This is a genomic window from Mycobacterium sp. P7213, assembly GCF_900604305.1.
Classification (GTDB): domain Bacteria; phylum Actinomycetota; class Actinomycetes; order Mycobacteriales; family Mycobacteriaceae; genus Mycobacterium.
Genome location: NZ_UWOA01000001.1, coordinates 114805 through 139434, shown reverse-complemented (window position 1 = coordinate 139434; position 24630 = coordinate 114805). Strand labels below are relative to the sequence as shown.

General features: G+C 68.1%; 27 protein-coding genes and 1 pseudogene. 12 read left to right on the top strand and 16 right to left on the bottom strand.

What is annotated here, in order from left to right; genetic code table 11:
- Nucleotides 1-44: 44 nt before the first annotated feature.
- Genes EJK91_RS00625 through EJK91_RS00615 form a run of 3 tightly spaced genes read right to left on the bottom strand, consistent with a single transcriptional unit; the run spans nt 45 to nt 2440 of the window.
- Complete coding sequence (locus tag EJK91_RS00625) at nt 45-1505, bottom strand: aminotransferase class I/II-fold pyridoxal phosphate-dependent enzyme (RefSeq protein WP_125077982.1); 1461 nt, start codon at nt 1503-1505, stop codon at nt 45-47.
- Nucleotides 1506-1523: 18 nt separating this feature from the next.
- Complete coding sequence (locus EJK91_RS00620; RefSeq protein ID WP_024441530.1) at nt 1524-1871, bottom strand: hypothetical protein; 348 nt, start codon at nt 1869-1871, stop codon at nt 1524-1526.
- Nucleotides 1871-2440 carry a type 1 glutamine amidotransferase domain-containing protein gene (locus EJK91_RS00615; RefSeq protein WP_024441531.1) on the bottom strand — a complete coding sequence of 190 codons (570 nt, stop codon included), beginning with the start codon at nt 2438-2440 and terminating at the stop codon, nt 1871-1873. The genes EJK91_RS00620 and EJK91_RS00615 overlap by 1 nt, the downstream gene beginning before the upstream one ends.
- Before the next feature lie 114 nt (nt 2441-2554).
- Here EJK91_RS00615 and EJK91_RS00610 point away from each other — a divergent pair, with 114 nt between their 5' ends.
- A complete protein-coding gene (locus EJK91_RS00610) occupies nt 2555-3586 on the top strand; it encodes a hypothetical protein (protein WP_125078037.1) in 1032 nt (343 codons plus the stop codon).
- Nucleotides 3583-3870, top strand: a complete 288-nt coding sequence (locus EJK91_RS00605; protein ID WP_125077980.1) for a hypothetical protein — start codon at nt 3583-3585, stop codon at nt 3868-3870. Before EJK91_RS00610 ends, EJK91_RS00605 begins: the two co-directional genes overlap by 4 nt.
- 69 nt (nt 3871-3939) lie before the next feature.
- Here the strand turns inward: EJK91_RS00605 and EJK91_RS00600 are convergent, their stop codons facing one another.
- The 5 genes and pseudogenes from EJK91_RS00600 to EJK91_RS22105 all read right to left on the bottom strand — a co-directional run.
- Complete coding sequence (locus tag EJK91_RS00600) at nt 3940-4206, bottom strand: hypothetical protein (RefSeq protein WP_125077979.1); 267 nt, start codon at nt 4204-4206, stop codon at nt 3940-3942.
- 1 nt (nt 4207) lies between these two features.
- Nucleotides 4208-5698: a molybdopterin-dependent oxidoreductase gene (locus EJK91_RS00595; protein ID WP_125078036.1), complete on the bottom strand. Its 1491-nt coding sequence runs from the start codon at nt 5696-5698 to the stop codon at nt 4208-4210.
- The gene (locus EJK91_RS00590; RefSeq protein WP_125077978.1) at nt 5695-6123 is read right to left on the bottom strand and encodes an oxidoreductase; all 429 of its coding nucleotides are present in this window, start codon (nt 6121-6123) and stop codon (nt 5695-5697) included. The genes EJK91_RS00595 and EJK91_RS00590 overlap by 4 nt, the downstream gene beginning before the upstream one ends.
- A 7-nt stretch (nt 6124-6130) precedes the next feature.
- On the bottom strand, nt 6131-6655 hold the full coding sequence (locus EJK91_RS00585) for a DUF1360 domain-containing protein (protein ID WP_024441537.1): 525 nt from the start codon (nt 6653-6655) through the stop codon (nt 6131-6133).
- Nucleotides 6656-6658: 3 nt separating this feature from the next.
- Nucleotides 6659-6898 (bottom strand): annotated as a pseudogene (locus EJK91_RS22105) (hemophore-related protein); the annotation flags it as partial.
- A gap of 368 nt (nt 6899-7266) precedes the next feature.
- Between EJK91_RS22105 and EJK91_RS00575 the strand changes: the two are divergent.
- Complete coding sequence (locus tag EJK91_RS00575; RefSeq protein WP_125078034.1) at nt 7267-7914, top strand: cutinase family protein; 648 nt, start codon at nt 7267-7269, stop codon at nt 7912-7914.
- Nucleotides 7915-8012: 98 nt separating this feature from the next.
- Nucleotides 8013-9785 (top strand): glycoside hydrolase family 15 protein, encoded by a 1773-nt coding sequence (locus EJK91_RS00570; protein WP_125077977.1) that lies wholly within the window; start codon nt 8013-8015, stop codon nt 9783-9785.
- On the opposite strand, the gene EJK91_RS00565 is transcribed toward EJK91_RS00570, so the two are convergent.
- Nucleotides 9775-10953, bottom strand: a complete 1179-nt coding sequence (locus EJK91_RS00565) for an alcohol dehydrogenase catalytic domain-containing protein (RefSeq protein ID WP_024441541.1) — start codon at nt 10951-10953, stop codon at nt 9775-9777. The genes EJK91_RS00570 and EJK91_RS00565 overlap by 11 nt on opposite strands.
- 154 nt (nt 10954-11107) lie before the next feature.
- Here EJK91_RS00565 and EJK91_RS00560 point away from each other — a divergent pair, with 154 nt between their 5' ends.
- Entirely contained in the window at nt 11108-11998 is an 891-nt protein-coding gene (locus tag EJK91_RS00560) for a manganese catalase family protein (RefSeq protein WP_125077976.1), read from the top strand.
- A 42-nt stretch (nt 11999-12040) separates the two neighbouring features.
- Nucleotides 12041-12193 (top strand): hypothetical protein, encoded by a 153-nt coding sequence (locus EJK91_RS21590; RefSeq protein ID WP_164517840.1) that lies wholly within the window; start codon nt 12041-12043, stop codon nt 12191-12193.
- Between the two features lie 9 nt (nt 12194-12202).
- On the opposite strand, the gene EJK91_RS00555 is transcribed toward EJK91_RS21590, so the two are convergent.
- Nucleotides 12203-12787 carry a hemerythrin domain-containing protein gene (locus EJK91_RS00555; RefSeq protein ID WP_125077975.1) on the bottom strand — a complete coding sequence of 195 codons (585 nt, stop codon included), beginning with the start codon at nt 12785-12787 and terminating at the stop codon, nt 12203-12205.
- Between the two features lie 130 nt (nt 12788-12917).
- Here EJK91_RS00555 and EJK91_RS00550 point away from each other — a divergent pair, with 130 nt between their 5' ends.
- Nucleotides 12918-14420: an FAD-dependent oxidoreductase gene (locus EJK91_RS00550; RefSeq protein WP_125077974.1), complete on the top strand. Its 1503-nt coding sequence runs from the start codon at nt 12918-12920 to the stop codon at nt 14418-14420.
- Between the two features lie 20 nt (nt 14421-14440).
- Here the strand turns inward: EJK91_RS00550 and EJK91_RS00545 are convergent, their stop codons facing one another.
- The 4 genes from EJK91_RS00545 to EJK91_RS00530 all read right to left on the bottom strand — a co-directional run bounded on the left by EJK91_RS00545 (nt 14441) and on the right by EJK91_RS00530 (nt 16768).
- Nucleotides 14441-15229, bottom strand: coding sequence for an RNA polymerase sigma factor SigF (locus EJK91_RS00545; RefSeq protein WP_024441545.1), 789 nt, complete (start codon nt 15227-15229; stop codon nt 14441-14443).
- Nucleotides 15226-15663: an ATP-binding protein gene (locus EJK91_RS00540; RefSeq protein ID WP_046300502.1), complete on the bottom strand. Its 438-nt coding sequence runs from the start codon at nt 15661-15663 to the stop codon at nt 15226-15228. The genes EJK91_RS00545 and EJK91_RS00540 overlap by 4 nt, the downstream gene beginning before the upstream one ends.
- A gap of 246 nt (nt 15664-15909) precedes the next feature.
- Nucleotides 15910-16221, bottom strand: coding sequence for a protein UsfY (gene usfY / locus EJK91_RS00535; protein WP_024441547.1), 312 nt, complete (start codon nt 16219-16221; stop codon nt 15910-15912).
- Nucleotides 16222-16387: 166 nt separating this feature from the next.
- Nucleotides 16388-16768: a hypothetical protein gene (locus EJK91_RS00530; protein ID WP_046300501.1), complete on the bottom strand. Its 381-nt coding sequence runs from the start codon at nt 16766-16768 to the stop codon at nt 16388-16390.
- 148 nt (nt 16769-16916) lie between these two features.
- On the opposite strand from EJK91_RS00530, the gene mbp1 reads away from it, so the two are divergent.
- The 3 genes from mbp1 to EJK91_RS00515 all read left to right on the top strand — a co-directional run bounded on the left by mbp1 (nt 16917) and on the right by EJK91_RS00515 (nt 18298).
- Nucleotides 16917-17156 carry a microaggregate-binding protein 1 gene (mbp1, locus tag EJK91_RS00525; protein WP_024441549.1) on the top strand — a complete coding sequence of 80 codons (240 nt, stop codon included), beginning with the start codon at nt 16917-16919 and terminating at the stop codon, nt 17154-17156.
- Between the two features lie 129 nt (nt 17157-17285).
- Nucleotides 17286-17960 carry a winged helix-turn-helix domain-containing protein gene (locus EJK91_RS00520; RefSeq protein ID WP_024441550.1) on the top strand — a complete coding sequence of 225 codons (675 nt, stop codon included), beginning with the start codon at nt 17286-17288 and terminating at the stop codon, nt 17958-17960.
- Nucleotides 17961-17974: 14 nt separating this feature from the next.
- The gene (locus tag EJK91_RS00515; protein ID WP_024441551.1) at nt 17975-18298 is read left to right on the top strand and encodes a hypothetical protein; all 324 of its coding nucleotides are present in this window, start codon (nt 17975-17977) and stop codon (nt 18296-18298) included.
- A 31-nt stretch (nt 18299-18329) separates the two neighbouring features.
- Here EJK91_RS00515 and EJK91_RS00510 read toward each other — a convergent pair whose 3' ends face one another.
- Complete coding sequence (locus tag EJK91_RS00510) at nt 18330-18725, bottom strand: hypothetical protein (RefSeq protein WP_024441552.1); 396 nt, start codon at nt 18723-18725, stop codon at nt 18330-18332.
- 105 nt (nt 18726-18830) lie between these two features.
- On the opposite strand from EJK91_RS00510, the gene EJK91_RS00505 reads away from it, so the two are divergent.
- Together EJK91_RS00505 and nei2 are read left to right on the top strand one after the other, a co-directional pair.
- Nucleotides 18831-23282, top strand: a complete 4452-nt coding sequence (locus tag EJK91_RS00505; protein WP_125077973.1) for an ATP-dependent helicase — start codon at nt 18831-18833, stop codon at nt 23280-23282.
- Nucleotides 23282-24046, top strand: coding sequence for an endonuclease VIII Nei2 (gene nei2, locus EJK91_RS00500; protein WP_024441554.1), 765 nt, complete (start codon nt 23282-23284; stop codon nt 24044-24046). The genes EJK91_RS00505 and nei2 overlap by 1 nt, the downstream gene beginning before the upstream one ends.
- Before the next feature lie 99 nt (nt 24047-24145).
- Here nei2 and EJK91_RS21585 read toward each other — a convergent pair whose 3' ends face one another.
- A complete protein-coding gene (locus EJK91_RS21585; RefSeq protein ID WP_024441555.1) occupies nt 24146-24571 on the bottom strand; it encodes a hypothetical protein in 426 nt (141 codons plus the stop codon).
- Between the last annotated feature and the right edge of the window lie 59 nt (nt 24572-24630).

The following is a 24630-nucleotide window of genomic DNA, read 5'->3' as shown; positions in this document are numbered from 1 at the left end:
TTTGGGCTACCCCGACCAGATGGGGGCAAAACCCGCGCCGGGCCTTATGCCACCACCCGGATGTGTTCCAACGACGAATCGGCGGCGTCGGGCAATGCCATCCCGGCCGTCAGCCCGGACCGCAGATAGTCGATGACCGCGCTGTTGAGGCGCTCGCCGGGCACCACCGCCGGCACACCGGGCGGGTACGGCGTGATCTGTTCGGCCGCGATACGTCCGGCGGCCTGCGACGCGGCGACCATCTCGGTGCGGCCGAAGAACGCGTCGCGGGGTAGCTGCACGGTCTCCAGTTGAATCTCTTGCGGCGAAGGCAGACGGATCGGCGGCGGTGGTTCGAAAGCGGTTGCGGCGCTGCGCCAACCGGTGAGCGCATCAAGCAGCCGGTCGGCGGTTCCGCGGTCATCGGCAAAGGACAGGGTGGCCAGGATGCGCCGGTGATCGGCCAAACCCACATCGAGGCGGCGTTGTTCGCGCAGCCAGTCGCGGGCTTGATAGCCCGACGTCCCGGTCGCCGACACATCCACCAGCACCTGCAGCCGATCCAGATCGTGGGATGCCTCGGCGCCCAACAGGACGTCCTCGAGCACCTCGACATCGGGAATCTCCGCGATATGCCGACGCACGTCACGCGCCCGCTTGCACGCGGCGTCCAGCAGTTCGCGGCCGTGCCGCACCATCTGGCGCCGCCAACCGTCCAGCGCCGCGTAGATCGGCACACTGGGGCTGGTGGTCATCAACAGATCCGCGCATGCCGTCAGTCTTGCCCGATCGATGAGATCACCCTGGAGGTGGTAGACGGAGCCCTGCTCGAATCCGGCGCCCATCTTGTGCACGCTGACCACGCAAACGTCCGCACCGGCGTCCATCGCCCAGGTCGGCAGGTCCCCGTGGAAAGGCAGGTGCGCTCCCCAGGCTTCATCGACGATCAGCGGTTTGCCGCGCTGATGACAGATCTCGGCGATGGCAGCCAGGTCCGCGCAAGTGCCGTACGGCGAGGGACTGACGATCAGCGCGCCCGCGGCATCGGGATTCTCCTCCCAGGCACCGGCGACCCGATCGGGTGACGGCGGGTGGCACAGATGCCGTTCGGCGTCCCAGCGCGGCGTGATCCAGCGGGGCTGGATTCCGGAGAAGATCAGCCCGCCGACAATCGACTTGTGGCTGTCACGAGGAAGCAGCAGACCCCCGGAAGAGCCCCCGGCGACCGCCATCATGGCCGCGCGAACCGACAGTGAACTGCCGCAGGTGGAGAAGAACGCCGTTTCGGCACCGACCGCGTCGGCCATCAACTGCTCGGCGTCGGTCAGAACGTTCCCGTGCGCCTCCCAGTCGTCCAAACCGCCGCGGGCGAGCACGTCGGCGCGGAAGAGATCGCGCCCCAACGTGTCGCGCACCGATTGGTCGGCACCACAGCCCTGGCGGTGTCCCGGCGGGCTGAAGCCGTACCGATCCTTGCGTTGGTAATCGGCCAGGGCTTCCAGCACAGGTGCTCGGCGCTGATCCATCGGCGGGCCGCCTGCCCGTCAGCGCCTAAAGGCGATCATCAGCGCCAACAGATCGATCCCCAAAAGCGCCCACCCGGCCACCGGCACCAGGAACCCGCGCCGGCGGCCCGCCGTGACGAACGAAGCCAGGATGGTCAGTGCGGCGATGGCCGGAGCGCCGTAGTACAGCAGGCCGAAGACCACGCCGCTGGGCCCCAGGTCGGGGCAGTCGGCGGTGCTGCAGGCGGCGGTACTCATCACCGCACCCATTGCGACCACCATCACCAACGCGGCTCCCGCGGCGGTCAAGAGCGCCGACACCCAGTTGACCCAGAGCCGCGCACGACGGTTGTCGGTCTTGACCGGCACCGGCATCGGCTCTGCCATCACAGCGTCGCCCCGCGTACCGCGAGCTCCTCCACCAGGGCATCGCAAAAGGCCGGCAGGTCATCGGGTTTACGGCTCGACAACAGGATCGACGGCCCGCAGTCGCAGCGCACCAACTCCTCATCGACCCAATCGCCGCCCGCATTGATGATGTCGGTACGCACACTCGGCCACGAGGTGATGCGCCGGCCGGCAACAACACCGGCTTCCACCAGCGTCCACGGACCGTGGCAGATAACAGCGACCGGTTTACCGGCCTCGAAGAATTCCCGGACGAACGACACCGCGCGTTCATCGGTGCGCAACTGGTCAGGGTTGGCCACCCCGCCCGGCAGGACCAGCGCATCGAAGTCGTCCGCCGAGACATCCTTGACTTGTCGATCGACGCCGAATTTGTCGGCAGGATCCAGATGGTTGAAGGCCTGAACGGGCCCCTCGGCTGTCGACACCAGCATGGGATGTGCACCGGCTTCCGCCGTGGCACGCCACGGTTCAGTCAGCTCTACCTGTTCGACACCCTCGGGCGCCACCAGAAACGCGACCCGTCGTCCTTCCAGCGATCCGGACATGACCTCTCCTTTCCATGCTGCGGACAGCGCGCCCAACACCGACCGGCATACCCGGCCCCCCTGGCCCACAAACGAAGCGGTGTAGGAGGGCGCGTGTGGGGGTACCCGGCGGTCATGAATTGGCGGGCCGAGTTCGGGACGGCAGTGGTCGGCATACTGGCGTGTGCCGGCTGCGCAGCACCGGGCTCGCAGAGCGCACCGCCAGCCGTTTCAGTGCAGGTGCAGATGCCGCTACACGCACCGGTGTGGTCCTATGCGACTGGGGCGCTGCTCGCCCTCACCGACGACGGGCGAGTGGCGGCAGTCGATCACCCCGCCAACCCCGACACGGTGGAAACCCGGTGGTCGGATCCACTGGACGCCGGACGAAACATGCAAATCAGTCGCGCCGATGATCGGACCGTGTTCGTGCCGCAGCCGGCGCGCAACCGAGTAGCAGAGGTCGAGTTGACCGGCCTGCGCCAAGTCGGCGACATCGACGCCGGGCCCGCTCCCGCCTACCTGGCCGAAGATGCCGGGATGCGGGTGCTGCTCGCGTTGTCCGCCGACGGCGCGACGGTGACCCCGGTGGACGAGTTGGGTCTACGGAAGCTGCCGAGCGCGCAGGTGTCGGCGGGCGGCACCGGTGTGATCGACGGCGCCAATCGCGGCCGCGCGATCGAATTCCACGTTTACGGCCCCGACGGCGTCTCCTACTTCAAGGGGCCGTCCTCACCACCGGAGCCGCGCGGCCACTACGACACAACCGTTTTCGCCGCCGCGGGTGACGGTACGGCGGCCGGCCGGGTGTATCTGACAGACGCCCGGCGCGACACGCTGTACGCCGTCGAGGCCTCACGCGGCGGGGACGGCTTGGAACAGATCGGCCGGACTCCGGTCTCCTCGCCGATCCGCTACCTCGGCTCCGACGACACCCGGGTGTATGCCGCCACCGACACCGGCGTGACGGTCTTCGAGTCGGCAGCCTTCACCGGCTATCCCCACGCCAGCATCCCGGTGCTGCGCGTCATTGACTACCGGGCCGGTCTACCGTCCGGGCCGGCCCGGTCCGCCCCTCTGTCCGGCATGGCGATCGGCCCTGACCGGATATATCTGACCCTGCGGGGCCAGCCGGTCGTGGCCAGCGTCGCCAAACCGCGGCTATGAGCACCATCGACATCGACGACGACGTCGCGGTGCTCACCGAGCAGCTGCGCGCGCTTCAGGATCTGGGGCAGCACAGCGAAATCGACGACGAACAGGTCTACGACCTGAGCATCCGGTGGGGCACCGCGATGGCCGGGCGGCTTCGCCGATTGGTGTATTACCACAGCCGTGGTCTGCTCGGCGACGACGCCGAGCGCCGCTTTGCGGTGGTCTGCGAGGAGCTTCGCGAGGTGGCGGATCTGGTGAAGCGATTCGATCTGGCCCGCCCCGACCTACCCCGCTGAATGACTCTGCGTCCACGGCGCAAGCGCGCGAGTTCACCCCGCCGTGGGCGCAGGGCCGACGCCGGGCAGCTAGCCGAGGAATTCCTGGTATCGCAGCCGAATCGCGGCTCGCGGTTGCGGGCAGGAGGGGTTACGGCAGGTCAGCGCGATGAGGTAGGCGTCATGCTCTTCATCGAGGAACAGGAAACCCAGGTACAGCGCGCGCCCCACCGTGAAGTCGGTTCCACCACAGCCCGCACAGTGCCCGCCACGTACCATGACCAGTTCCGATACTCGATCACGAGCGGCCTGGCCCACCTCGATCAGTTCCGGGCGGGCCTCTTCGAGTGCTGTCATGTCAGATCTCCCCGTCCATGCTGTAGTAGACGTTGTCCTCGCGCCAGCCACCGCGTCCCTTCCCGATGTGGGCGTAGTCGTCGACGAACTCGATCTGGTTGATCCACTTGACCATTTTGAAGCCGACCTGGGTCTCGGCCCGCAGCCGCAACGGCGCACCGTGCTTGATCGGCAGCGGCATTCCGTTCATGGCGTACGCCAGCAGCATCTGCGGCTTATGGGCCAGCTGGAGATCGAAGACCTCGTAGAACTGGCCCTCGCCCTCCGCGCTCGGCTCGTCGGTGCTGTTGTCCTGCATGCTCATAAAGCAGATGTAGCGGGCCTGCGGCATCGGCCGCACCAGATCGACCAGGGCGCCCAGCGGAAGACCGGTCCATTCGCCGATAGATGTCCAGCCCTGCACACAGTTGTGCAGCACCCGCTGGGTCTGCGGCTCCGCCAGCGCGCGCAGTGCGGTCAGATCCAGTGTCACCGGTCGCTCCACCAATCCCCCGACCCGCAGGCGCCAGTCGACGAAGTTGTGCACCGCCATCACCTTGTAGTGCTCGGCGGTCGGCGGCTTGCCGTTGACCCGGTGCTCCGCGGACAACATTCGCTCCGGGTAGTTCTGCCGGGAGTCCAAGCGGCGCAACAGCCCCTTGCGCGGCACGGCGATCAGGGCCCCGAGCACGCGGCGCACCGACGGCGGGTTGCGCTGACTCCACACCGTCGCCGCGACGTGGATGGCGACGATCGCCGCCACGATGAGCAACGACAGCGCGGTCGCCAGATACACGTTGCGGACCGACCCGAAGATCATCAAGGCGGTCAGTCGGCCCCAACCCCAGAAGAACAGCATCGACAGGTGGATCGCGATGAACACCATAAACGCCACCAGGCCGAGGAAATGCAGGCTGCGGGCGGCCTGCCGGCCGCCGAACATCCGCACGTATCGCGGGAACCGTGCCTCGATCGCCGGTGACTGCGCGGCACCGGTGAGTATCTGAAATGGCGCCAGGCCGAAGATCACACCGGCGTAGGTCAGCTTCTGAATGGCGTCCAGCGGTTCGCCCGGCAACAGCGGCGGCAGGTTGAAACTGGCGTAGGTGACGATGTCGTTCCACGCCTCGGAAAGGATCGACCAGGAATACGGCCAGTACCGGTGCCACTGCCCGGTCACGAAAAGCAGGATGTAATAAGACACTCCGACCAGAATCCAGCCGATGACCGCGGCGAAGTGCCAGTGCCGGCCCATCCCCAGCTCTTTGTGGCCGGGCAGTGCGATCAGCGGGTGGTAGTCCTCCTCCTCGTCCAGGGTGTCGTAAAGCCGGTCGGTGGGCATCGTCTTGCGGGTGAACCGGGCCCATTCCGTTCCGGGCGCGCTGTCGGCGTGCCAGTACAGCTTCGGATGGGTGGACAGAATCTCGATGCCGCTACGCAACAGCAGCGTCAGGAATAAAACGTTGAGCCAGTGGTCGATTCGTAACCAGGCCGGGAAGTCGAGCGTCATCAGTCGTACCAGTCTGTGCGCTGCCCGAACGCCACGTTGACCCCGGACAGCACCGTCAGATACAGCCCCAGGAAGCCCCCGGCGCATGCCAACGCGAGGTTTCCTGGGGCCAGGTCCCAGCGCCCTGTCAGCGCCGGCAGGCCCGGCAGGCTCACCAGGCGGCTGATCGGATAGCCGATCACGAATGCGGTGCACAGGGCGCCGCCGGCCCACCATCCCACGGTCGGCACGATGTCGTTGATGTCGATCCAGGTGAGGCCGCTGGTGACGAGGCAGCCGGCGATCAGCGCGACGCAGTAGGCCTGGAAATAGCCGGGAGCACCGATGGCGGTGGCCAACAGGTAGGCGTGTACACCCGCCATGCCCAGCAGCGCGGCGTCAGCGGCCAGCGTGACAGTGCGCGGCAGGTTGAACGCGATGCTTCTCATTGCGGGTCTACCCTGCAAACTTCGATCCGGCCGCCGACTTCCCGGCATTGCAGGGCCGGCTGGCGTCCGGTGGCCGGCCCGCGCAGCAGCGCACCGTCGCAGACGTCGAAGCGTGAGCCATCGCACGCGCCACCCACATGTCCAGGCAGAACGGGCAGGTCAACAGCTCCCCCAGGCTGTGACGCCACCCGCTGGAGTGTCTGGTCTGCTCCATCACCTCGGCGGGGCCGCCGGTGCCGGTGTACTCGGTGAAGGGCGCGCGTAGCGGGCTGGTCACCGCATCCTTAGCCAACGTGCGAGACAGCTTGTGGGTCCCCAGCGTCACCGTCAGCAGGTCGGCGGCCGACCAGCCCGGCGGCAGGCGGCGGCCGGTGGCCGCGGCGGCCACGGTTACCGCCGCGACCAACCCGCCATAGACCAGCAGCACCATCACGTATCCCCCCAGCGGACGCGGGTTGTCGCCGCGGTACGCGTCGGCCTCCCGCTTGGCCGCGTCCGCAAGGGTGCTGCCGGCCCCGGTCGATTGAGTCACCGCTCAGTACTTGTCACAAGTCTTGGCGATGGGCCCGACGAGGTTGACGTACTGCGCCGCCTCCGGCACCGCCTGGGCCTGCTCAAGCATCTGCTCACGCTGCGGCGGCGGTGAGGCGAGGAAGTTCTGCAGAAACGACTGCGCCATCGGTGCCGCATTGAATTGTGCTGCGGCATCAGGTGATTGAGCATTCATTGCCGCTACCACCTGGGAATAGCTGCATGTCGTGTTCACCGCAGGGTTCTGCGACCATTGGCTTGGCTGGCCCGGTTGGCCCGGTTGGACCGGCTGTCCGGGTTGGGCCGGTTGAGTCGGCTGCCCCGGCTGGGCCGGCTGGGTCGGCTGGGTCGGCTGGGTAGGCGCGGCGTTTGCCAGTCCGGTGCCGCTCGCCAACGCCAGCGCCATGCCGCCGGCGGCGGCAAGCCTGGTCAAAGACGTTGTGATCATTGGATTCTCCCCTTCAATCCTGCAATTCACGTTTGCCACATGTTCCGTCGACGACGGCACCGAACTAGGCTTGCCGTTTTCGCCCGGGCTAAACCACGGTTTGCCCCTCGGTTGTATTGGGTATCGAACGAATTGCTGTGATTACTCGGATTCTCACCGTGGCGATGCTGTCTGGCTGGACGCTGTTGTCTTCGCCGGCCGGCGGCGAAGCGGTCGCCGCCGGCTGCCCGGACGTCCAGGTGGTGTTCGCGCGCGGCACCGGCGAACCGCCTGACGTCGGATGGATAGGCCAGCAGTTCATCGACGCACTGCGGTGGCGCACCTGGGGTCGCCAAGTCGACGTCTACCCGGTCAACTTTCCGGCCGTACCCGATTTCGGCCCGTCCGCCGCCGGAGTCACCGACGCGGCCGGCCACATCCGCGACATGGCAGCGGGTTGTCCGAGTACCCAGCTGGTCCTTGGCGGGTACTCGCGTGGCGCTGCGCTGATCGGGTACGTCACCGAAACGACGGCCGGTGGGCTCGCGGACCCACTGCCGCCCGAGGCGGCGGACCACGTCGCCGCCGTGGCGCTGCTGGGAAGGCCGTCGGAGGCCTTCCTGAACTCCATCGGTGCGCCACCGGTGACGGTGGGGCCGGGCTACGCGGCCAAGACGATCGATCTGTGCGCGCTCGGCGATCCGGTCTGCTCGGCGGGCGGCGATGGCGCGGCCCACGCGGCATACGCGGCTAACGGCATGACAGCGCAAGCGGCCGACTTCGTCGTCGAGCACCTGGTGCAGCCGGGAAGCAATCCAGGTCAGTCGCTTTGACCGTCAAGCCGGGCCGCGCGGCGCGCCGGCCTGGCGGGCACCGCAACCTGCATGACCATCGGTGACTAGCCGCCCCCGGCAGCGGGTATGCCCCGGCCATGGACGAGGGATCTCCGCTGCTCGAACATTTCCCGCCGCAGGTATTGCGCCAGTATGCGTTGATCGCAGACGGTGAGCGCGGGATCCTGGTCGGGCCACGAGGCGACTTCTGCTGGATGTGCCTGCCCCGATGGGACAGTCCGGCCGTGTTCAGTTCGCTCCTCGGTGGGCCGGGGGTCTATGCCGTCACCCCGGAGTTGCGCTACGTCTGGGGCGGCCGATACGAGGAGCGATCGCTGATCTGGCGTTCTCGCTGGGTCACCACCGATGGGATCGTGGAATGCCGCGAGGCCCTGGCCTTCCCCGGGGACATGCACACGGCCGTGGTGTTACGCCGCATCCAGGCACTCGACCGGCCGATGCGAATGCAGGTCGCGCTCGACGTTCGCGCCGAGTTCGGCGCCACCGCGATGTCGGAACTGTCCTGCGAAGGGGGGCTCTGGACCGGGCGGTCGGGGCCGCACCGTTTCCGGTGGACGGGCGGCGCCGAGGCCCGTCGCGCCGCCGACGGGTCGCTGCGCATGGTGCTCGACGTCGCGCCCGGACGCGATCACGACCTGGTGCTGGAGTTGTCCGATCGCGAACTGCCGGCGCAACCGGTGAGCGCAGACCTGGCCTGGGACGGCACCGAAAACGCCTGGCAACAAGCTGTTCCGGAGATCACCGGCACCCTGGCCGACGTCGATGCGCAACTCTCCTATGCGGTATTGCGGGGCTTGACCAGCACTGGCGGCGGAATGGTCGCGGCCGCCACGATGTCGCTGCCGGAGCGGGCCAGTGAAGGGCGCAACTACGACTATCGCTACTGCTGGATTCGCGACCAGTGTTACACCGGACAGGCGATCGCCGCCGCGGGCCCGCACCCGCTGCTCGACGACGCCGTCCGGTTCGTCACCGAGCGCGTCCTGGACGACGGACCTGACCTGCGACCGGCCTACTGCGTCGACGCCACGATGGCGCCGCCGGAACACGATCTGCCACTGCCCGGCTACCCGGGCGCGGCCGTCAAAACCGGCAATTGGGTCGGCGACCAGTTCCAGCTCGACAACTTCGGCGAGGCACTGCTGCTGCTGGCCGCCGCAGGACGCCTGGACCGGCTCGACAGCACCCATTGGCGTGCGGTGCAGGTCTTGGTGGACGCAATCGAAAAGCGTTGCGCCGAGCCAGACGCCGGAATCTGGGAACTGGACGACCAACGCTGGGCCCACTCCCGGCTGATGTGCGCCGCCGGACTGCGCCGAATAGCCGGCGTGGCGTCATTGGCCGAAGGTGCCCGCTGGCAGCAGCTGGCCGACAAGCTAGTCAGCGATACCAGCACGGACTGCCTGCACCGCGACGGCAGGTGGCAACGCGCGCCGCAGGATTCCGGAGTCGACGCGGCCCTGCTGCTTCCGGCCCTACGCGGAGCCGTCCCTGCCGATGATGCCCGCACCCTGGCGACGCTGGCCGCGGTGCGCGACGAGCTCACCCAGGATGGCTTCGTCTACCGCTACCGGCCCGACCAGCGCGGCCTCGGGGAGGCCGAAGGGGCGTTCCTGTTGTGCAACTTCGTGATGGCGCTGGCAGATCATCAGCAGGGCAACAACCTTGCCGCACTGCAGTGGTTCGAACGGGGCCGTACCGCGTGCGGCCCGTCCGGACTGCTCGCCGAGGAGTATGACGTCGGGCAACGTCAGTTGCGCGGCAACCTGCCGCAGGCGTTCGCGCACGCCTTGCTGTTCGAGTCCGCGCACGTGTTGGGCAACTCCATCACGGCTCATCTCATGGCTTGAGCACGACCTTCACCGCGCCGTCGCGTTTCTCCTGAAACATCTGGTAAGCCTGTGGCGCCTGCTCCAGTGGCAGTTCGTGGGTAGCGAAGGTGTCGACACCCAACGGGTCGTCGTCGGTCAACAGCGGCATCAGCGCGTCCACGCGCGGCTTGACGTTGGCCTGCCCCATCCGCACCGTGATCTGCTTGTCGAACAAAGTGAACATCGGCAACGGGTCGAGTTTGCCGCCATACACACCGACGATCGAGAGGGTGCCGCCGCGGCGCACAATATCGATCGCGGCGTACAGCGCGGCGAGCCGGTCGATACCGGCCTTGTTGATCAACGGTCCGGCCACGGCGTCCGGCAGCAGCGAGCTGAGCTGCTGCACGGCCTTGGCGCCGGCGGAGCCGTGCGCCTCCATACCGACAGCATCGATCACGGCATCGGTGCCGCGGCCGTCCGTGCGGTCACGAATCACCTCACCGATATCGGATACCTCACTCAGGTCGACGATTTCGATCCCCCGCCTTGCCAGCCGGCCCAGCCGCTCAGGCACCAGATCCACGCCGATCACCCGGGCCCCCTGATGGGTGGCGATGCGGGCCGCCATGTCGCCGATCGGTCCGAGTCCCAGCACCGTCACCGAGCCGCCGTCGGGTATCGCCGCGTAGTCAACCGCCTGCATCGCGGTCGGCAGCACATCGGACAGATACACGAAACGCGAATCCGGCGGCCCGTCGGGAACTTTGATGTGGGTGTATTGCGCCTGCGGCACGCGCAGGTACTGTGCCTGCGCGCCCGGAACCTGCCCGTAGAGCTTGGAGTAACCGAACAGGGCAGCGCCGGTGTCCTGCTCGCGGACCCGGGTGGTGTCGCATTGGGTCGGCAGACCGCGTTTGCACATGCAGCAATGCCCACAGGCGATCTGAAACGGGATGACCACCCGGTCACCGGGTTTGAGATTGCTGACCTCACCACCGACCTCGGTCACGATGCCGATCGGCTCATGGCCCAGGATGTCGCCGGGATCCATGAACGGACCGAGCACCTCATAGAGATGCAGATCCGACCCGCAGATGTTGGTCGTCGTCACTTCGATGACGGCGTCGGTCGGCTTCTCGATCACCGGGTCGGGGACCGTGTCGACCTGTACTTTGCGCTTGCCCTGCCATGTGACTGCCCGCATCGGGTCGCCTCCGTCGTATCGCGCGAACACCGCCGGGCTACCCGCCCGCAGCGCGGCGCAAACACGCGTCGACTGGGTCCGAGTCGCACGTTTAGCCGGGGTGCCCACGGGTACGCAGCCGTCATCGATTCAGCACCGCTATTAGGGAGCCAACATGTTCGTGCACAACAAGGAGATGCAGTTCGAGGTCCGGGTCGAACGGCCCGATCCACGGTTCGCCAACCTGTTGCAGGAGCAGTTCGGTGGTGAGAACGGTGAGCTCAAGGCGGCGATGCAGTACTTCACCCAGGCGTTCCTGCTGCGTCGCAAAAACCCGAAGATGTATGACCTGTTCATGGATATCGCCACCGAGGAGCTCAGCCACCTTGAGATGGTCGGCTCGCTGATCACCATGCTGCTCGACGGCCTCAACGACGATCTGAAGAACGCCAACGAGCGCTGCGATTGGATGCCCGCGGTGGCCGGCCGCGACGGTCGCGAGCAGATCATCCACCAGGTTGCGCTCAATCCGCTGCACTTCGTGGAGACCGGCGGCGGCCCGCACGTCAGCAATGCAATGGGCACACCCTTCACCGGGGCGTACATCAACGCCAATGGCGACCCGTCGGTGGACCTGCGCAGCAACCTCGGGGCCGAATCACGGGCCAAGGTGGTCTACGAATACCTCAAGCAGTTCACCGATGACCCCGGCGTTCAGGACACTCTGACCTTCCTGATGACCCGTGAGGTCACCCACTTCCAGCAATTCACCGCCGCGCTCAACGAGCTGCCGGTCAACTTCCCGCCCGGCCAGGCGCCCGGCGACGAGCGCTTTCAGAACGTGGCATTCAACATGTCCGAAGGCGAGACCAGCCGGGGACCGTGGAACCAAGGCCAGGGCCCGTGGCCCAATGGCATGGAGTGGGACTACGTCAAGCGCCCGTCCCGGGATTGGCTCGGTGGTTCTGTACGGAAAAACCTTGGGCCGCAGGATAACCCGGAGGGCAGTCCCGCTGTGGACGCCGACAAGCCCTTCGCGCACCAACAGCACACCGCCACCGCGTAGCCCAGCCTGCCGGCGTCGCGGCCGCACATGGGAGCCACATCTATGACATACCGTCCTGACGAACAGCCCAAGAACAAGACGTCCTCGGAGAGCACCGTCGACCGCCTCGAGAAGAAGGTCGCCGAAGAATACGGAACCGAATCCAGGGCACGCGAAACGCCCAAACGTGGCGTCCCGGACGAGCCGCCCGATTAGGCGCCCTCGTCAGCTCTTAGGCGCATCGGGCGGATTGTCCGCCACCCGCCCGCTCAACTGGTCGCGCAGATGGTCGACTATGGCAGCGGCCATTCCCACGGTGTTCTGGGCCAAGCCGCCCGATGGGGCATTGGGATGTGGCCGGGTCGGCGCGATCTTCTTGGCGGTTTGCAGCTTGTCACCCAGCTGCTCAAGATCGTCTGCACTGACCGCCCCTTTGAACCGCGGCCACACCACATTCTCTTCGTAACTGATGTGCTCCCTTGCCACCGTGACGAATTCGCTCAGCGCCCGGTGATACTCGAGTTCACCCGGCTGACCGTCCTCAAGCTCCTGCAGCAGCACCTTGCCCGCTTCCTCTTGAGCGATCGCGTGGTCCGCAAGATCATCGCCATCTTCGAGGGCCGCGCGGACCGCCGGCCAGAACAGCTGTTCCTCGACAGACTCGTGCTGGGACTCGGCGATCACCAAGTTGGTGACCATGGTCGCCAAGCCGCTCTGCTGCGCCCCGTCGCCCTGCGGCGCGCCGTCGAGTACCTGCAACATGCCCAACACGCTCTCGTGGTCGGCGCGAAGAAAGCTCAATGCGTCCACGGGTTTCCTCCCCTCGCTGGCGGGTCCGGATCCGACCCCGCTTGGTCGCATACCCGCCGGGATAGGACCGAAACCCGCGCTCCTTGGCACCCGCACGTTTCACCACCGCCTCGCGGGGTACTGATCGACCATGACCTCGTTGTGGCTCGCCGACCGGATCGAGACCTCACCGGCTTCGGCCGCCGAAGATGTGCCCGGTGTCGCCGACGTGGTGGTGGCGGGCGCCGGCATCACTGGTTTGATGACCGCGGTGCTGCTGGCGCGCGCCGACCGGCACGTGCTGGTGCTGGAGGCCAGGACGGTCGGAGCCTGCGCGACCGGGAACACCACCGCCAAGATCAGCCTGCTGCAGGGCACCCAGCTGTCGACGGTCTCGGCGAAGCAGGGCAAAAGCCTGGCCGCTGCCTACCTGGACGGCAACCGCGCCGGCCAGGACTGGCTGCTGTCGTTCTGCGCGGCTGCCGGAGTGCCGATCCAGCGGGAGGACGCCTACAGTTTCGCCCAGTCCGAGCGTGGGGTGGCGGCGGCGCGGGCCGAGTTCGAAGCCTGCCGCGCATTGGGTCTGCCGGCGACGTGGGAGGCGCACGCTGACGTACCGTTCGACTACCACGGCGGTGTCCGGCTGATCGAACAGGCACAGTTCGACCCCATGCCGTTCCTCGACGCGCTGCGCGCCGAGCTGCTCGGCCGCGGCGGCCAACTTCTGGAACACACCCGGGTAAAGCAGGCTTCCAGCAACCGGCACGGAGTTCGACTGGAAGTCGGCGGCCCGCACAGGCAGGCCGAAGTGCAGGCCACTCAACTGGTGCTGGCCACCGGAATCCCGATCCTGGACCGCGGCGGATACTTTGCCCGCGTCAAACCCAGCCGGTCCTACTGCATGGCGTTCGACGTGCCCGGCGAAGTCACCCGGCCCATGATGATCTCCACCGATTCGCCGACGCGGTCGCTGCGCTACGCCCCGGTCAACGGCTCGGAACTGCTCCTGGTCGGCGGGGCGGGCCACACCGTCGGCCGCGAAAAGCACCCGACGGATGCGCTGGCCGAACTCGAGTCGTGGGCGGTCCGGCATTACCCGGGCGCCATCCGCACGCACCTGTGGTCCGCGCAGGACTACGCACCCGTCGATGAGCTGCCCTACGTCGGCCCCATTCTTCCGGAGAACGAAACCATCTACGTGGCAACCGGGTTCAACAAATGGGGCATGACCAACGGGGCGGCCGCCGCGCTGGCGTTGTCGGGCCGACTGCTCGGCAAACGACCGAAGTGGGACCGAGCGTTCGCCAGCTGGAGAACCAGCGAGCTACGCGGCCTGCCGACGGCCCTGGCAGCCAATCTCTCGGTCGGCCTCAATCTGGCGAAGGGCTGGATCACGCCGACGGCCCACATCGGCCAGCAATGCCTGGGCACCGACTCGGGCGTGGTCAGCGGACCCCCGTGGCGACTGCAGGCCAAGTGCCGGGTGGACGGCGTTGAACACCGCCTCTCCCCGGTCTGCCCCCACCTGGGTGGCATCGTCACCTGGAACGACGCCGACCGGGCCTGGGAGTGCCCGCTGCACGGGTCGCGCTTCGCTCCCGACGGGACCCTGCTGGAAGGCCCGGCCACCCGCGGCCTGACCGCCGGCAGCTGAGCAGCCGCCGACGAGCAGGCCTATTGCAGCTGATCGCGCAGCTTAGCCAGCGATTTGGCCAGCAGGCGCGACACGTGCATCTGCGAAATGCCAACCCGCTCGGCGATCTGGGTCTGGGTCATCGATTCGAAGAACCGCAGCACCAGCACCGTGCGTTCGCGCTCCGGCAGGGCATCCAGCAAGGGCCGCAACGCCTCCCGATCCTCGATGCGGTCCATCCGGGCGTCGACGTCGCCGAGGGTGTCGGCGATCGAGCGGACGTCGTCCTCGTCCGAGCTGCCGCCGCCGTCGATCGACAGCGTGTTGTACGAGCTGCCCGCGACCAGTCCTTCGACCACCTCGTCGCGGCTCAACTCAAGCTCGCCCGCCAGCTCGGAGGGGGTCGGCGCCCGCCCCAGGCGTTGCGACAGCTCAGCTGTGGCGACGCCCAACCGAAGATGCAGCTCTTTGAGCCGGCGGGGCACTTTGACCGACCAGCTGTTGTCGCGGAAGTGCCGGCGGACCTCGCCCATGATCGTCGGAACCGCGAACGAGACGAAATCCGAGCCGGTTTCGACGTCGAAGCGCGTCACGGCGTTGACCAGACCCACCCGCGCTACTTGAACCAGGTCGTCCCGCAGCTCTCCGCGCCCCTCGAACCGGCGAGCGATGTGGTCCGCCAGCGGCAGACACCGTTCCACGATCTTGTCTTTGCGGTTCCGGAAGTCGGGCGAGTCGGCGTCATATTGGGCGAGCTCGCGAAACATGTCGCCGACGTCGGCGTATTCCGATCCGGACTGTGAGCCGCTGCCGGCGGCACGCGGGCTCACCGCCCGGAGTCCGCCCGGCGGGTTGTCAACGTGACACCGAATACCTCACCCGCACCGTTGGAGTCGTGCCCGTCCCGGAATGCCTCGACGTCATCGACCAGCGAGGTGAGCACGTGCCAGCTGAAGCTTCCCGGGGTCAGTACGCCGGCCCCGTCACCGGCTGCCGACGCCTGGACCGTCACATGGTCGTCGTGTGGGTCGATGACGACAGACAGCATCGCGCCGGGGGCGGCGCTCCGGATCAGCTGGGTGCACAGCTCGTCGATCGCCAGCCGCAGATCAGCGACGGTGTCGACGTCAAGATCCTCGTAGGTGGCGATCGCACCGACCAGCATGCGCACCACCGCCAGACTTTCCAGCCTGGGCTTTACCCGCAGTTCGACGGCCCGCTCACTGCAAGAACGCTGAGCCCGGTCACTGTCAATGTCGGTCATGAGGCCTCCCGGCGAAATCGGACCGAGACTACTGCTGCGTGTCAATCGACTGCTCACCACCCTCGCCTGCAGGCACCCTCGCGTATTCCGCCTTCAGCCGACATCGTCAGCACCCAACGCCGGCTGCCCGGAGATCAGTCATGGGATGTCTGTACCCGATCACCGGGGAACTCAATCATCGATCTCGCACATCGGCCACAGCGCGGCCCGGCCGGAATACCGGCCGGGCCGACTTGACCCCTCGGGTTAACTCGTGGAGGGCTGCTGACGCAGCTCGGCGTGCGCCAAGTGCCACTGATGGTTCACCCTGCCGATCCGGCGATGCTCGAGCAGCAGCCACACCGTGCCCAGGGCGGCGGCGAGAACCGCGATGACCGCGACCTCCACACCCTGCCGGTCGTGTCCGGTCCCGAATGCGGCGAGGCAACCGATACCGGCCACCATGCCCACCACCAGCAGGGAGTAGCCCGGCCAACCCAAGACGTCGATCATGGCGCGGCCCGCGTGGGGCCGCGTCGTCCGGACATGGTCGACGGGGTCATGAAACGTGTCGCCCATTGCAATTCCTCCTCCTGGACAGCAACCCGGAGCCGCCCCAGAAGTCAACCCATGTGACGTGACCCGTCCGCGACCCGAAACTATCGTATGCCGATACATTGGGCGGGCGCCCGGTTTGCAGGATGTTCACAGTCATACAACAGCGATGCCGATGCCAATGCTCGGATCACTCCACCCCCATGATCGGCACCGCGCTGACCAGCAAGACGACCAGCATCAACGTCAATAGGAACCATCCGGCGCCCTGCCAGCCCCACCAGGTACCCCGCGCGCGCCAAACCCGGTAGGTGCGCACAAACGCACGCAACCCACCGGCGGCCAGGATCACCGGGGCGCCGACGGCGAGAACGGTCCGGTAGGGCCGTCCGCACCCCGCCGTGACCGAGTGCGGTTCGCAGGTGCCCACCCACAGCACCGCTATCACGACAAACGCCAGCGCGGTGGCGGTGATCATTCCGGCGAATCGAGCGGCCGCGCGGACCTCCTGGTCCTCCTGGCCCAGTCGGTCGCCACCGGGCGTGGAGCGCGGCGGTGTGCGCGGTGTCACATCTCCTACCGTCCGCGCTGATCAGCTCTGCGTCAAGGCGATTCATCCGCCTGGGTCCACGTTTGGGCGCACGGTTACCCGGGAAGCCTTGCCGTTGTGGCGGGCCTCTACACCGCGGGGGCTGTCACAGAATACGAAGGGAGCACCTATGTCGGACGACAAGAACAGCGCTACCGAGGACGGCATCCGCGGCGCCGTGGAGGGCGTCAAGGGCAAGGCCAAGGAAGCACTAGGGGCCGTGACCGGCAACGACGAGCTGGCCCGCGAGGGCCGGGCGCAGCAGGACAAGGGCGAAGCGCAGCGCGACGCCGCCAAACACCAAGCCGAGGCCGAATCGGCCCGGGCGGGTGCCAAGGCAGCCGAGGCGCGCGAGCAGTCGCACCAGTAGCCCGAGGGGAAGGCAGGCCCGGTCCGCCTGGCGGGCCGGGCCTGTCGCCGCGTGAAGGGGTTACTTCTTGGGTGCAGCGGGTAGTAAAAGCCTTGAGGCTGCATAGCATCCATGGGTTGGAGCCAGGCGATGGAGATCGTGTTACTGACCGACCGCGACGAATTCGCGGGGTCACTGTCGGGGTTGGCTGTCTTCGGGCATTCGATCGTCCGCAGGCCGCTGACCGTCACCGCGCGAGCCGACTGCCGTGACGCGAAAGCCGTACTGGTGGACGGCTGTGTTGATGTGACGGCAGCGCGGGAGAGCTGTCGCAAACTCGGAGCCTGGGCGCCGTCGGCCGCCGTCTTGGCCGTCGTCGCCGCCGACGACTTCCCGTCAGTCGGCCTCGACTGGCACGTCGACGATGTCCTGATCGCGACCGCGGGTTCAGCCGAGGCGAGCGCGCGGCTGCGCCTGGCATTGGCCCGTCGGCGCGAACCCGCCTCTAACGCGGTGCATTTCGGCGCCTTGGTCATCCACCCGGACAGTTTCAACGCGTCACTGTCGAATCGCGATCTCGACCTCACGCTCACCGAATTCAAACTGCTCAGCTACCTGGTACAGCACGCCGGCCAAGCATTCACCCGGGCCCGGCTGCTGCGCGAGATATGGGGCGGCGAGGGCGGCCGTCGCAAAGTCGACGTTCACGTGCAGCGGTTGCGCGCCAAGCTCGGCGCCGACCACGAGTCGATCATCGACACGGTCCGTGGCGTCGGATACATGGCGCCGGAACTGCCCCAGCCGCAATGGGCCATCGCCAACTGAGAGAGCCAGACACCATGACAGAGCAACCCGATTCCGATTCAGCGGCCACCGACACCACCGGCGACGACACGCTGCCGCCGAGCGAGGCCACCGACTCCGACGAGCTGCGCGACGACGACGGCGACGCAACCGTCGGTCCACCGGACGCCTGGCAAGCCGCCGACAGCGAGACCGCGCACGAGTCGTTGGACGCCAAACTGGCTGCCGAGCAACCCGATGTGGCCGGTCCTGACCACGATCCCGACGAAGCTGACGAAGCGGTAGGGGGCGGTCGACACCGAGCGCAGGTGTCCGGCACCCCCGAAGACGGCGACTCGTTCTTCACCGTCGAGGAGTGAACTCGGTAGTGGTTTTCGCAGGCCGGATCCGTCAGAACATCACAACCAAAGCGGCCAAGTCGGCCAGCAACAGCGTCCACCCGCACGCCCAGACCACCATCCCGCGGGGATGCGTCGCCAGGAAGAAGGCGAGGAACAGCGTCAGCGCCGCTACGCCGGCCGCTCCGTGATACAGCACGCCGAACAGCGAGCCGTTCACCTTCAGGTCCGGGCACGCCGCCCTGTTACACAGCGCGGTGCCGGACACCCTGGCCAGCGCGAACGCCATCAGCAGTGCGGCGGCCGGTGCGGTCAGCAGCGACAGCGCCCAGTTCACCCACGTCCAATCGCGGGGTGGCGCCTCGGGCGGCGCGGCGCCTGCCGCGCGCGGGTGTGCATCGGCGAAGATCGGCCGGACCGCCGTCGCACCGTCATCCAGAATGATCATCCCCGCCTCCGATCACCGAAATCACCGAGTCCGGATACCCTGCGGCGACGAGCCCAAAACCGCAGCGCGGGAGCATTCCGGCCGCGAACTTGGCACCATGGCTGGGTGAGCCCACAAGACCGAGGAACCCCGGCGTCGCTGGCTCGGTTCTCGGCGCTAACCCGGGACTGGTTCACCGGCACCTTCACCGCGCCGACGCCCGCGCAAGAGCAGGCCTGGTCGGCGATCGCCGACGGCCACAACACCCTCGTGGTCGCCCCAACCGGGTCCGGTAAGACGCTGGCGGCTTTCCTGTGGGCACTGGATCAACTGACCGCGCAGCCCGGTCAGAGCACCCGGGTGCTCTACATCTCGCCGCTCAAAGCGCTGGCCGTCGACGTCGAGCGAAACCTGCGCACTCCGTTGGCCGGCATCGCCCGGATGGCCGCCCGCCGCGAGCTGCCCGCTCCCGGCATCACCGTGGGTGTGCGTTCCGGCGACACCTCACCGGCGCGGCGCCGCGAGTTGGTCGCCAAGCCGCCCGACATTCTGATCACCACCCCGGAGTCGCTGTTTCTGATGCTGACGTCGGCGGCGCGGGAGACGTTGACCGACGTGCGCACGGTGATCGTCGACGAGGTACACGCGGTGGCGGGGACCAAACGTGGTGCGCACCTGGCACTGTCCCTGGAACGCCTCGACGCGATGCTCGAGCATCCCGCTCAGCGAATCGGGCTGAGCGCCACGGTACGCCCGCCCGAAGAGGTCGCCCGGTTCCTGTCCGGGCAGTCCCCCACCACGATCGTGACTCCCCCCGCCGCCAAGACGTTCGATCTGACGGTGCAGGTCCCGGTGCCCGACATGGCCAATCCGGCCGAGGGCACCGTCTGGCCCGAGGTCGAAGAACGCATCGTCGACCTGATCGAGGCCCACCGGTCCTCGATCGTGTTCACCAACTCGCGGCGGCTCGCCGAGCGACTGACCGCTCGGCTCAACGAAATTCACGCAGAACGTTACGCCGACTCCACGGAGCCGACCGCACCCCTGGCACGAGCTCACCACGGCTCGGTATCACTGCAGACCCGAGCCGACGTCGAGGAGGACCTCAAGAGCGGCCGGTTGCGCGCGGTGGTGGCGACCTCGAGCCTGGAGCTGGGTATCGATATGGGTGCGGTCGACCTGGTCATCCAGATCGAGGCACCGCCGTCGGTGGCCAGTGGCCTGCAGCGCGTCGGCCGGGCCGGACACCAGGTCGGCGAGATCTCCTCGGGCGTACTGATTCCCAAGCACCGGACCGATCTGATCGGCTGCGCGGTCGCGGTACACCGGATGCTCGCGGGCCAGATCGAGACCCTGACGGTACCGGCCAATCCCCTGGACATCCTGGCTCAGCACACGGTGGCCGCGGCCGCGCTGGAGCCACTGGATGCCGAATTCTGGTTCGACACCGTGCGCCGCAGCGCCCCGTTCGTCACTCTGTCGCGCGGTGTCTTCGAGGCAACATTGGATCTGCTCTCCGGTAAATACCCCTCGACCGAATTCGCGGAACTGCGGCCACGTTTGGTATATGACCGCGACACCGGCACCCTGACTGGCCGGCCCGGCGCGCAACGGCTGGCCGTCACCTCCGGTGGCGCCATCCCGGACCGCGGACTGTTCGCGGTGTACCTGGCGGGCGCGGAAAAGCCCTCCCGGGTCGGCGAACTCGATGAGGAGATGGTCTACGAGTCGCGTCCCGGCGATGTCATCTCGCTGGGCGCCACCACCTGGCGGATCACCGAGATCACGCACGACCGGGTGCTGGTAGCGCCCGCCCCCGGCCAGCCAGGCCGACTGCCGTTCTGGCACGGCGACGGTGTCGGGCGGCCCGCCGAGCTGGGTGCGGCGCTCGGCGCGCTCACCGGCGAGCTGGCCGGGCTTGACCCAGAGTCGTTCGACAAGCGCTGCGCGGGCTTGGGTTTCGACGATTACGCGGTCGACAATCTGAGGCGGCTACTCGACGATCAACGTGCCGCTACCGGGACGGTACCCACCGACACCACGCTGGTAGTGGAACGGTTCCGCGACGAGCTCGGTGACTGGCGGGTGGTCCTGCACTCGCCGTACGGGCTGCGCGTGCACGGGCCGTTGGCATTGGCGGTGGGCCGGCGACTGCACGAGCGCTACGGCATCGACGAGAAGCCGACGGCCTCCGACGACGGTATCGTGGTCCGGCTGCCCGATACCGACTCCGGTGCAGAAGCCCCCGGCGCTGAACTCTTCGTGTTCGACGCGGACGAGATCGAGCCGGTCGTCACCGCCGAGGTGGGCGGCTCCGCCTTGTTCGCCTCCCGGTTCCGGGAATGCGCGGCCCGGGCATTGCTGTTGCCCCGCCGGCACCCCGGCCGGCGCACACCGCTGTGGCAGCAACGCCAGCGGGCCGCCCAACTGCTCGACGTGGCCCGCCGATATCCAACCTTCCCGATCGTGCTGGAGACGGTGCGCGAATGCCTGCAAGACGTCTACGACGTCCCCGCGCTGACGGCGCTGATGGCGCAGATCGCCCAACGCCGGGTGCGAGTGTTCCAAGTCGAGACCGCCACCCCGTCCCCGTTCGCGGCGTCACTGCTGTTCGGTTACGTCGGGGCGTTCATGTACGAAGGCGACAGTCCGCTGGCGGAGCGCCGCGCGGCGGCCTTGTCCCTGGATCCCACGCTGCTGGCGCAGTTGTTGGGCCGAGTCGAGCTGCGCGAACTGCTCGACCCCGACGTGATGAAGGGCCTCACCGAACAACTGCAGCACTTGACGCCGGAGAAGGCCGCCCGCGATGCCGAAGGGGTGGCCGATCTGCTGCGGTTACTCGGTCCGCTGACCACCGAAGAGGTGAGTGCCCGCGCCGCGGGCGCGGCGGTGGGCGGTTGGCTGGAACACCTGTTGGCCACCCGGCGGGTGCTCACGGTGGCATTCGGCGGGCACCGCTGGTGGGCGGCGATCGAGGATATCGGGAGGCTGCGCGACGGCCTCGGGGTAGCGGTGCCACCCGGGGTGCCGACCGGCTTCACCGACCCGGTTGCCGATCCGCTGGGCGACCTGCTGGGCCGATTCGCCCGCACCAGGGGGCCGTTCACCACCGGGCAGGCCGCAGACCGATTCGGGCTGGGTGTGCGGGTGGCGGCCGATGCGCTCGGTCGACTGGCCGCCGACACCCGGGTGGTGCGCGGCGAGTTCGCCGATTTCCCGGACTCCCCCGGCGAACAGTGGTGCGACAGCGAGGTGCTGCGGATCCTGCGGCGCCGGTCACTGGCCGCGCTGCGCTCGGCCATCGAACCGGTGTCACCGGCCGCCTACGGACGTTTCCTGCCGGCCTGGCAGCAGATCGGCACCCCCGACGCCACCGCCAGCGGTGTCGACGGGCTGGCCGGGGTGATCGAGCAACTGGCCGGCGTGGCTCTGCCGGCGTCGGCGGTCGAGCCGTTGATCTTCGGCCCGCGGGTGCGCGACTACTCACCGGCCATGCTCGACGAACTGCTGGCTTCCGGGGAAGTGCTGTGGTCCGGCGCCGGCGCCCCAGCCGGCAGCGCCCCGGCCACCGACGGCTGGATCAGCTTTCACACCGCGGATTCGGCGCCGCTGACGTTGACACCGGGGACACCGATCGAATTCGGCGACGCGCACCGGGCGATTCTGGACGCCCTGGGCGGCGGCGGCGCCTTCTTCTTCCGCCAACTGTGCGGTGACGCCAGCGAGGCGGAACGCAAAGCGGCACTGTGGGAACTGATCTGGGCTGGATGGATCACCGGCGATACCTTCGCTCCGGTGCGCGCGGTGCTGGCCGGCACCCGACGCGCCACCCCGGCGCACCGCAGCAGACGCCCACCCCGGCTCAGTCGTTACAGCGTCGCCCACGCCACGGCCCGCGCCGCCGACCCGGCAGTGGCCGGACGCTGGTCGCTATTGCCTGCCCCACAGGAGGATTCGACTCTGCGGGCGCATCACACCGCTGAGATGCTGCTGCACCGCTACGGCGTGCTGACCCGCGGGGCGGTCGCCGCCGAGGCCATACCCGGCGGTTTCGCCAACGTCTACAAGGTGCTGACCGCGTTCGAGGATGCCGGGCGTTGCCAGCGGGGCTATTTCATCGAGTCATTGGGCGCAGCGCAATTCGCGCTGGCCTCCACCGTGGACCGGCTGCGCGGCTATCTCGACAGTGTCGACCCGACCCGGCCCGACTACCACGCGGTGGCGCTGGCCGCCGCCGACCCGGCCAACCCGTACGGCGCGGCGCTGAGCTGGCCGGCGCACCCGGGGGCGGCCCGGCCGGGTCGCAAGGCGGGTGCGCTGGTGGTCCTGGTCGACGGGGAGCTGGCATGGTTCGTGGAGCGCGGCGGCCGGACGCTGTTGAACTTCGCCGGCACCGCCGAGGCGCAGCGTGCGGCCGCCGGGGCGCTGACGCGGCTGATCAGCGACCGGCGGGTCGACGGGATTCTCATCGAGCGGGTCGACGGCGTGCCGGTCCTGGAGTTGCCCGACTCGCCGACACTGGAGGCGTTGACCGAGGCCGGGTTCTCCCGTACCCCGCGCGGATTGCGGATGCGCTGATGCCCGAGGGGGATACCGTTTTTCATACCGCCACGGTGCTGGCCGCCGCGTTGACGGGAAAGACCTTGACCCGCTGCGATATCCGGGTTCCGCGGTACGCCGGTGTCGATCTGAGCGGTCGGCGCGTCGACGAGGTGATCAGCCGCGGCAAGCATCTGTTCGTCCGGGTCGGACCGGCCAGCATCCATTCGCATCTGAAAATGGAGGGCAGCTGGCGGGTGGGGCGACGTCCTGCCCGACCCGGCCCGTTCGATCATCGGGTACGAATCATCTTGGAGGCGGGCCCTGTTCGTGCCACCGGTATCGACCTTGGTGTGCTCGAGGTGCTGGACCGCCACCAGGACGACGACGCCGTCGCGCACCTGGGGCCGGATCTGCTCGGCGCCGACTGGGATCCGGCGGCGGCCGCCGCACGGCTGGTCGCCGATCCGCAGCGTCCGCTGGCCTCGGCGCTGTTGGATCAGACGGTGATGGCCGGGATCGGCAATGTCTACTGCAACGAGTTGTGCTTCGTCGTCGGCTGGTTGCCGATGACACCGGTCGCCGAACTGAAGGATCCGCGTCGGCTGGTGTCGCGGGCACGCGAGATGTTGTGGGCGAACCGGTTGCGCTGGTCGCGCTGTACCACCGGCGACACCCGACCGGGCCGACAGCTGTGGGTGTACGGCCGAGCCGGCCTGCCGTGTCGGCGATGCGGTACCGGTGTGGTGTCCGACCGCAACGGCGAGCGGATTCAGTTCTGGTGCCCGTCCTGTCAGCGCTGACGCCGAGAACTTCGGGCCGCTGACAGAACCGAAGCCGGCCAGCTGTCTTGCTGGCCGGCTTCCGGCTGTGCTGTGAGGACTACCCGAGGGCGCGGTCGATCACGGCCACCCTCCGCAGCCCACACCGGGCACGCAGCCCCCGCCGCCGCCGGGACCACCCCAACCGGTGGGGCCGCCCGGGATCTGGCCGCCGCCACCGCCAGGACCGCCGCTACCGGTCGGGCCGCCGGGAATCTCGCCGCCACCTCCGCCGGGGCCACCGCCGCCGGTGGGGCCACCCGGAATCTGGCCGCCACCGCCACCGGGTCCGCCACCACCGGTCGGGCCACCGGGCTCGCCCGGGTTTTCGGGGCCCGGCCCGCCGGGTACCGGCTCAGGTGGGGTCTCAGTCGTGGTGGTCGTTGTGGTGCTGGTCGTGGTCGTGGTGGTGCTGGGTCCTTCTTCGTTGGTGCCGCTGCAGCCGGCTGCGACCAGCGCGACTGCACTGCCGAGCACCGCGATCGTCATCTTGCTGTGTGCCTTCATCAGAATTGGACTCCCCTCTGCTCCGGTCGTGCCTTCCTGTACCCAGGACTGCCGCCGCC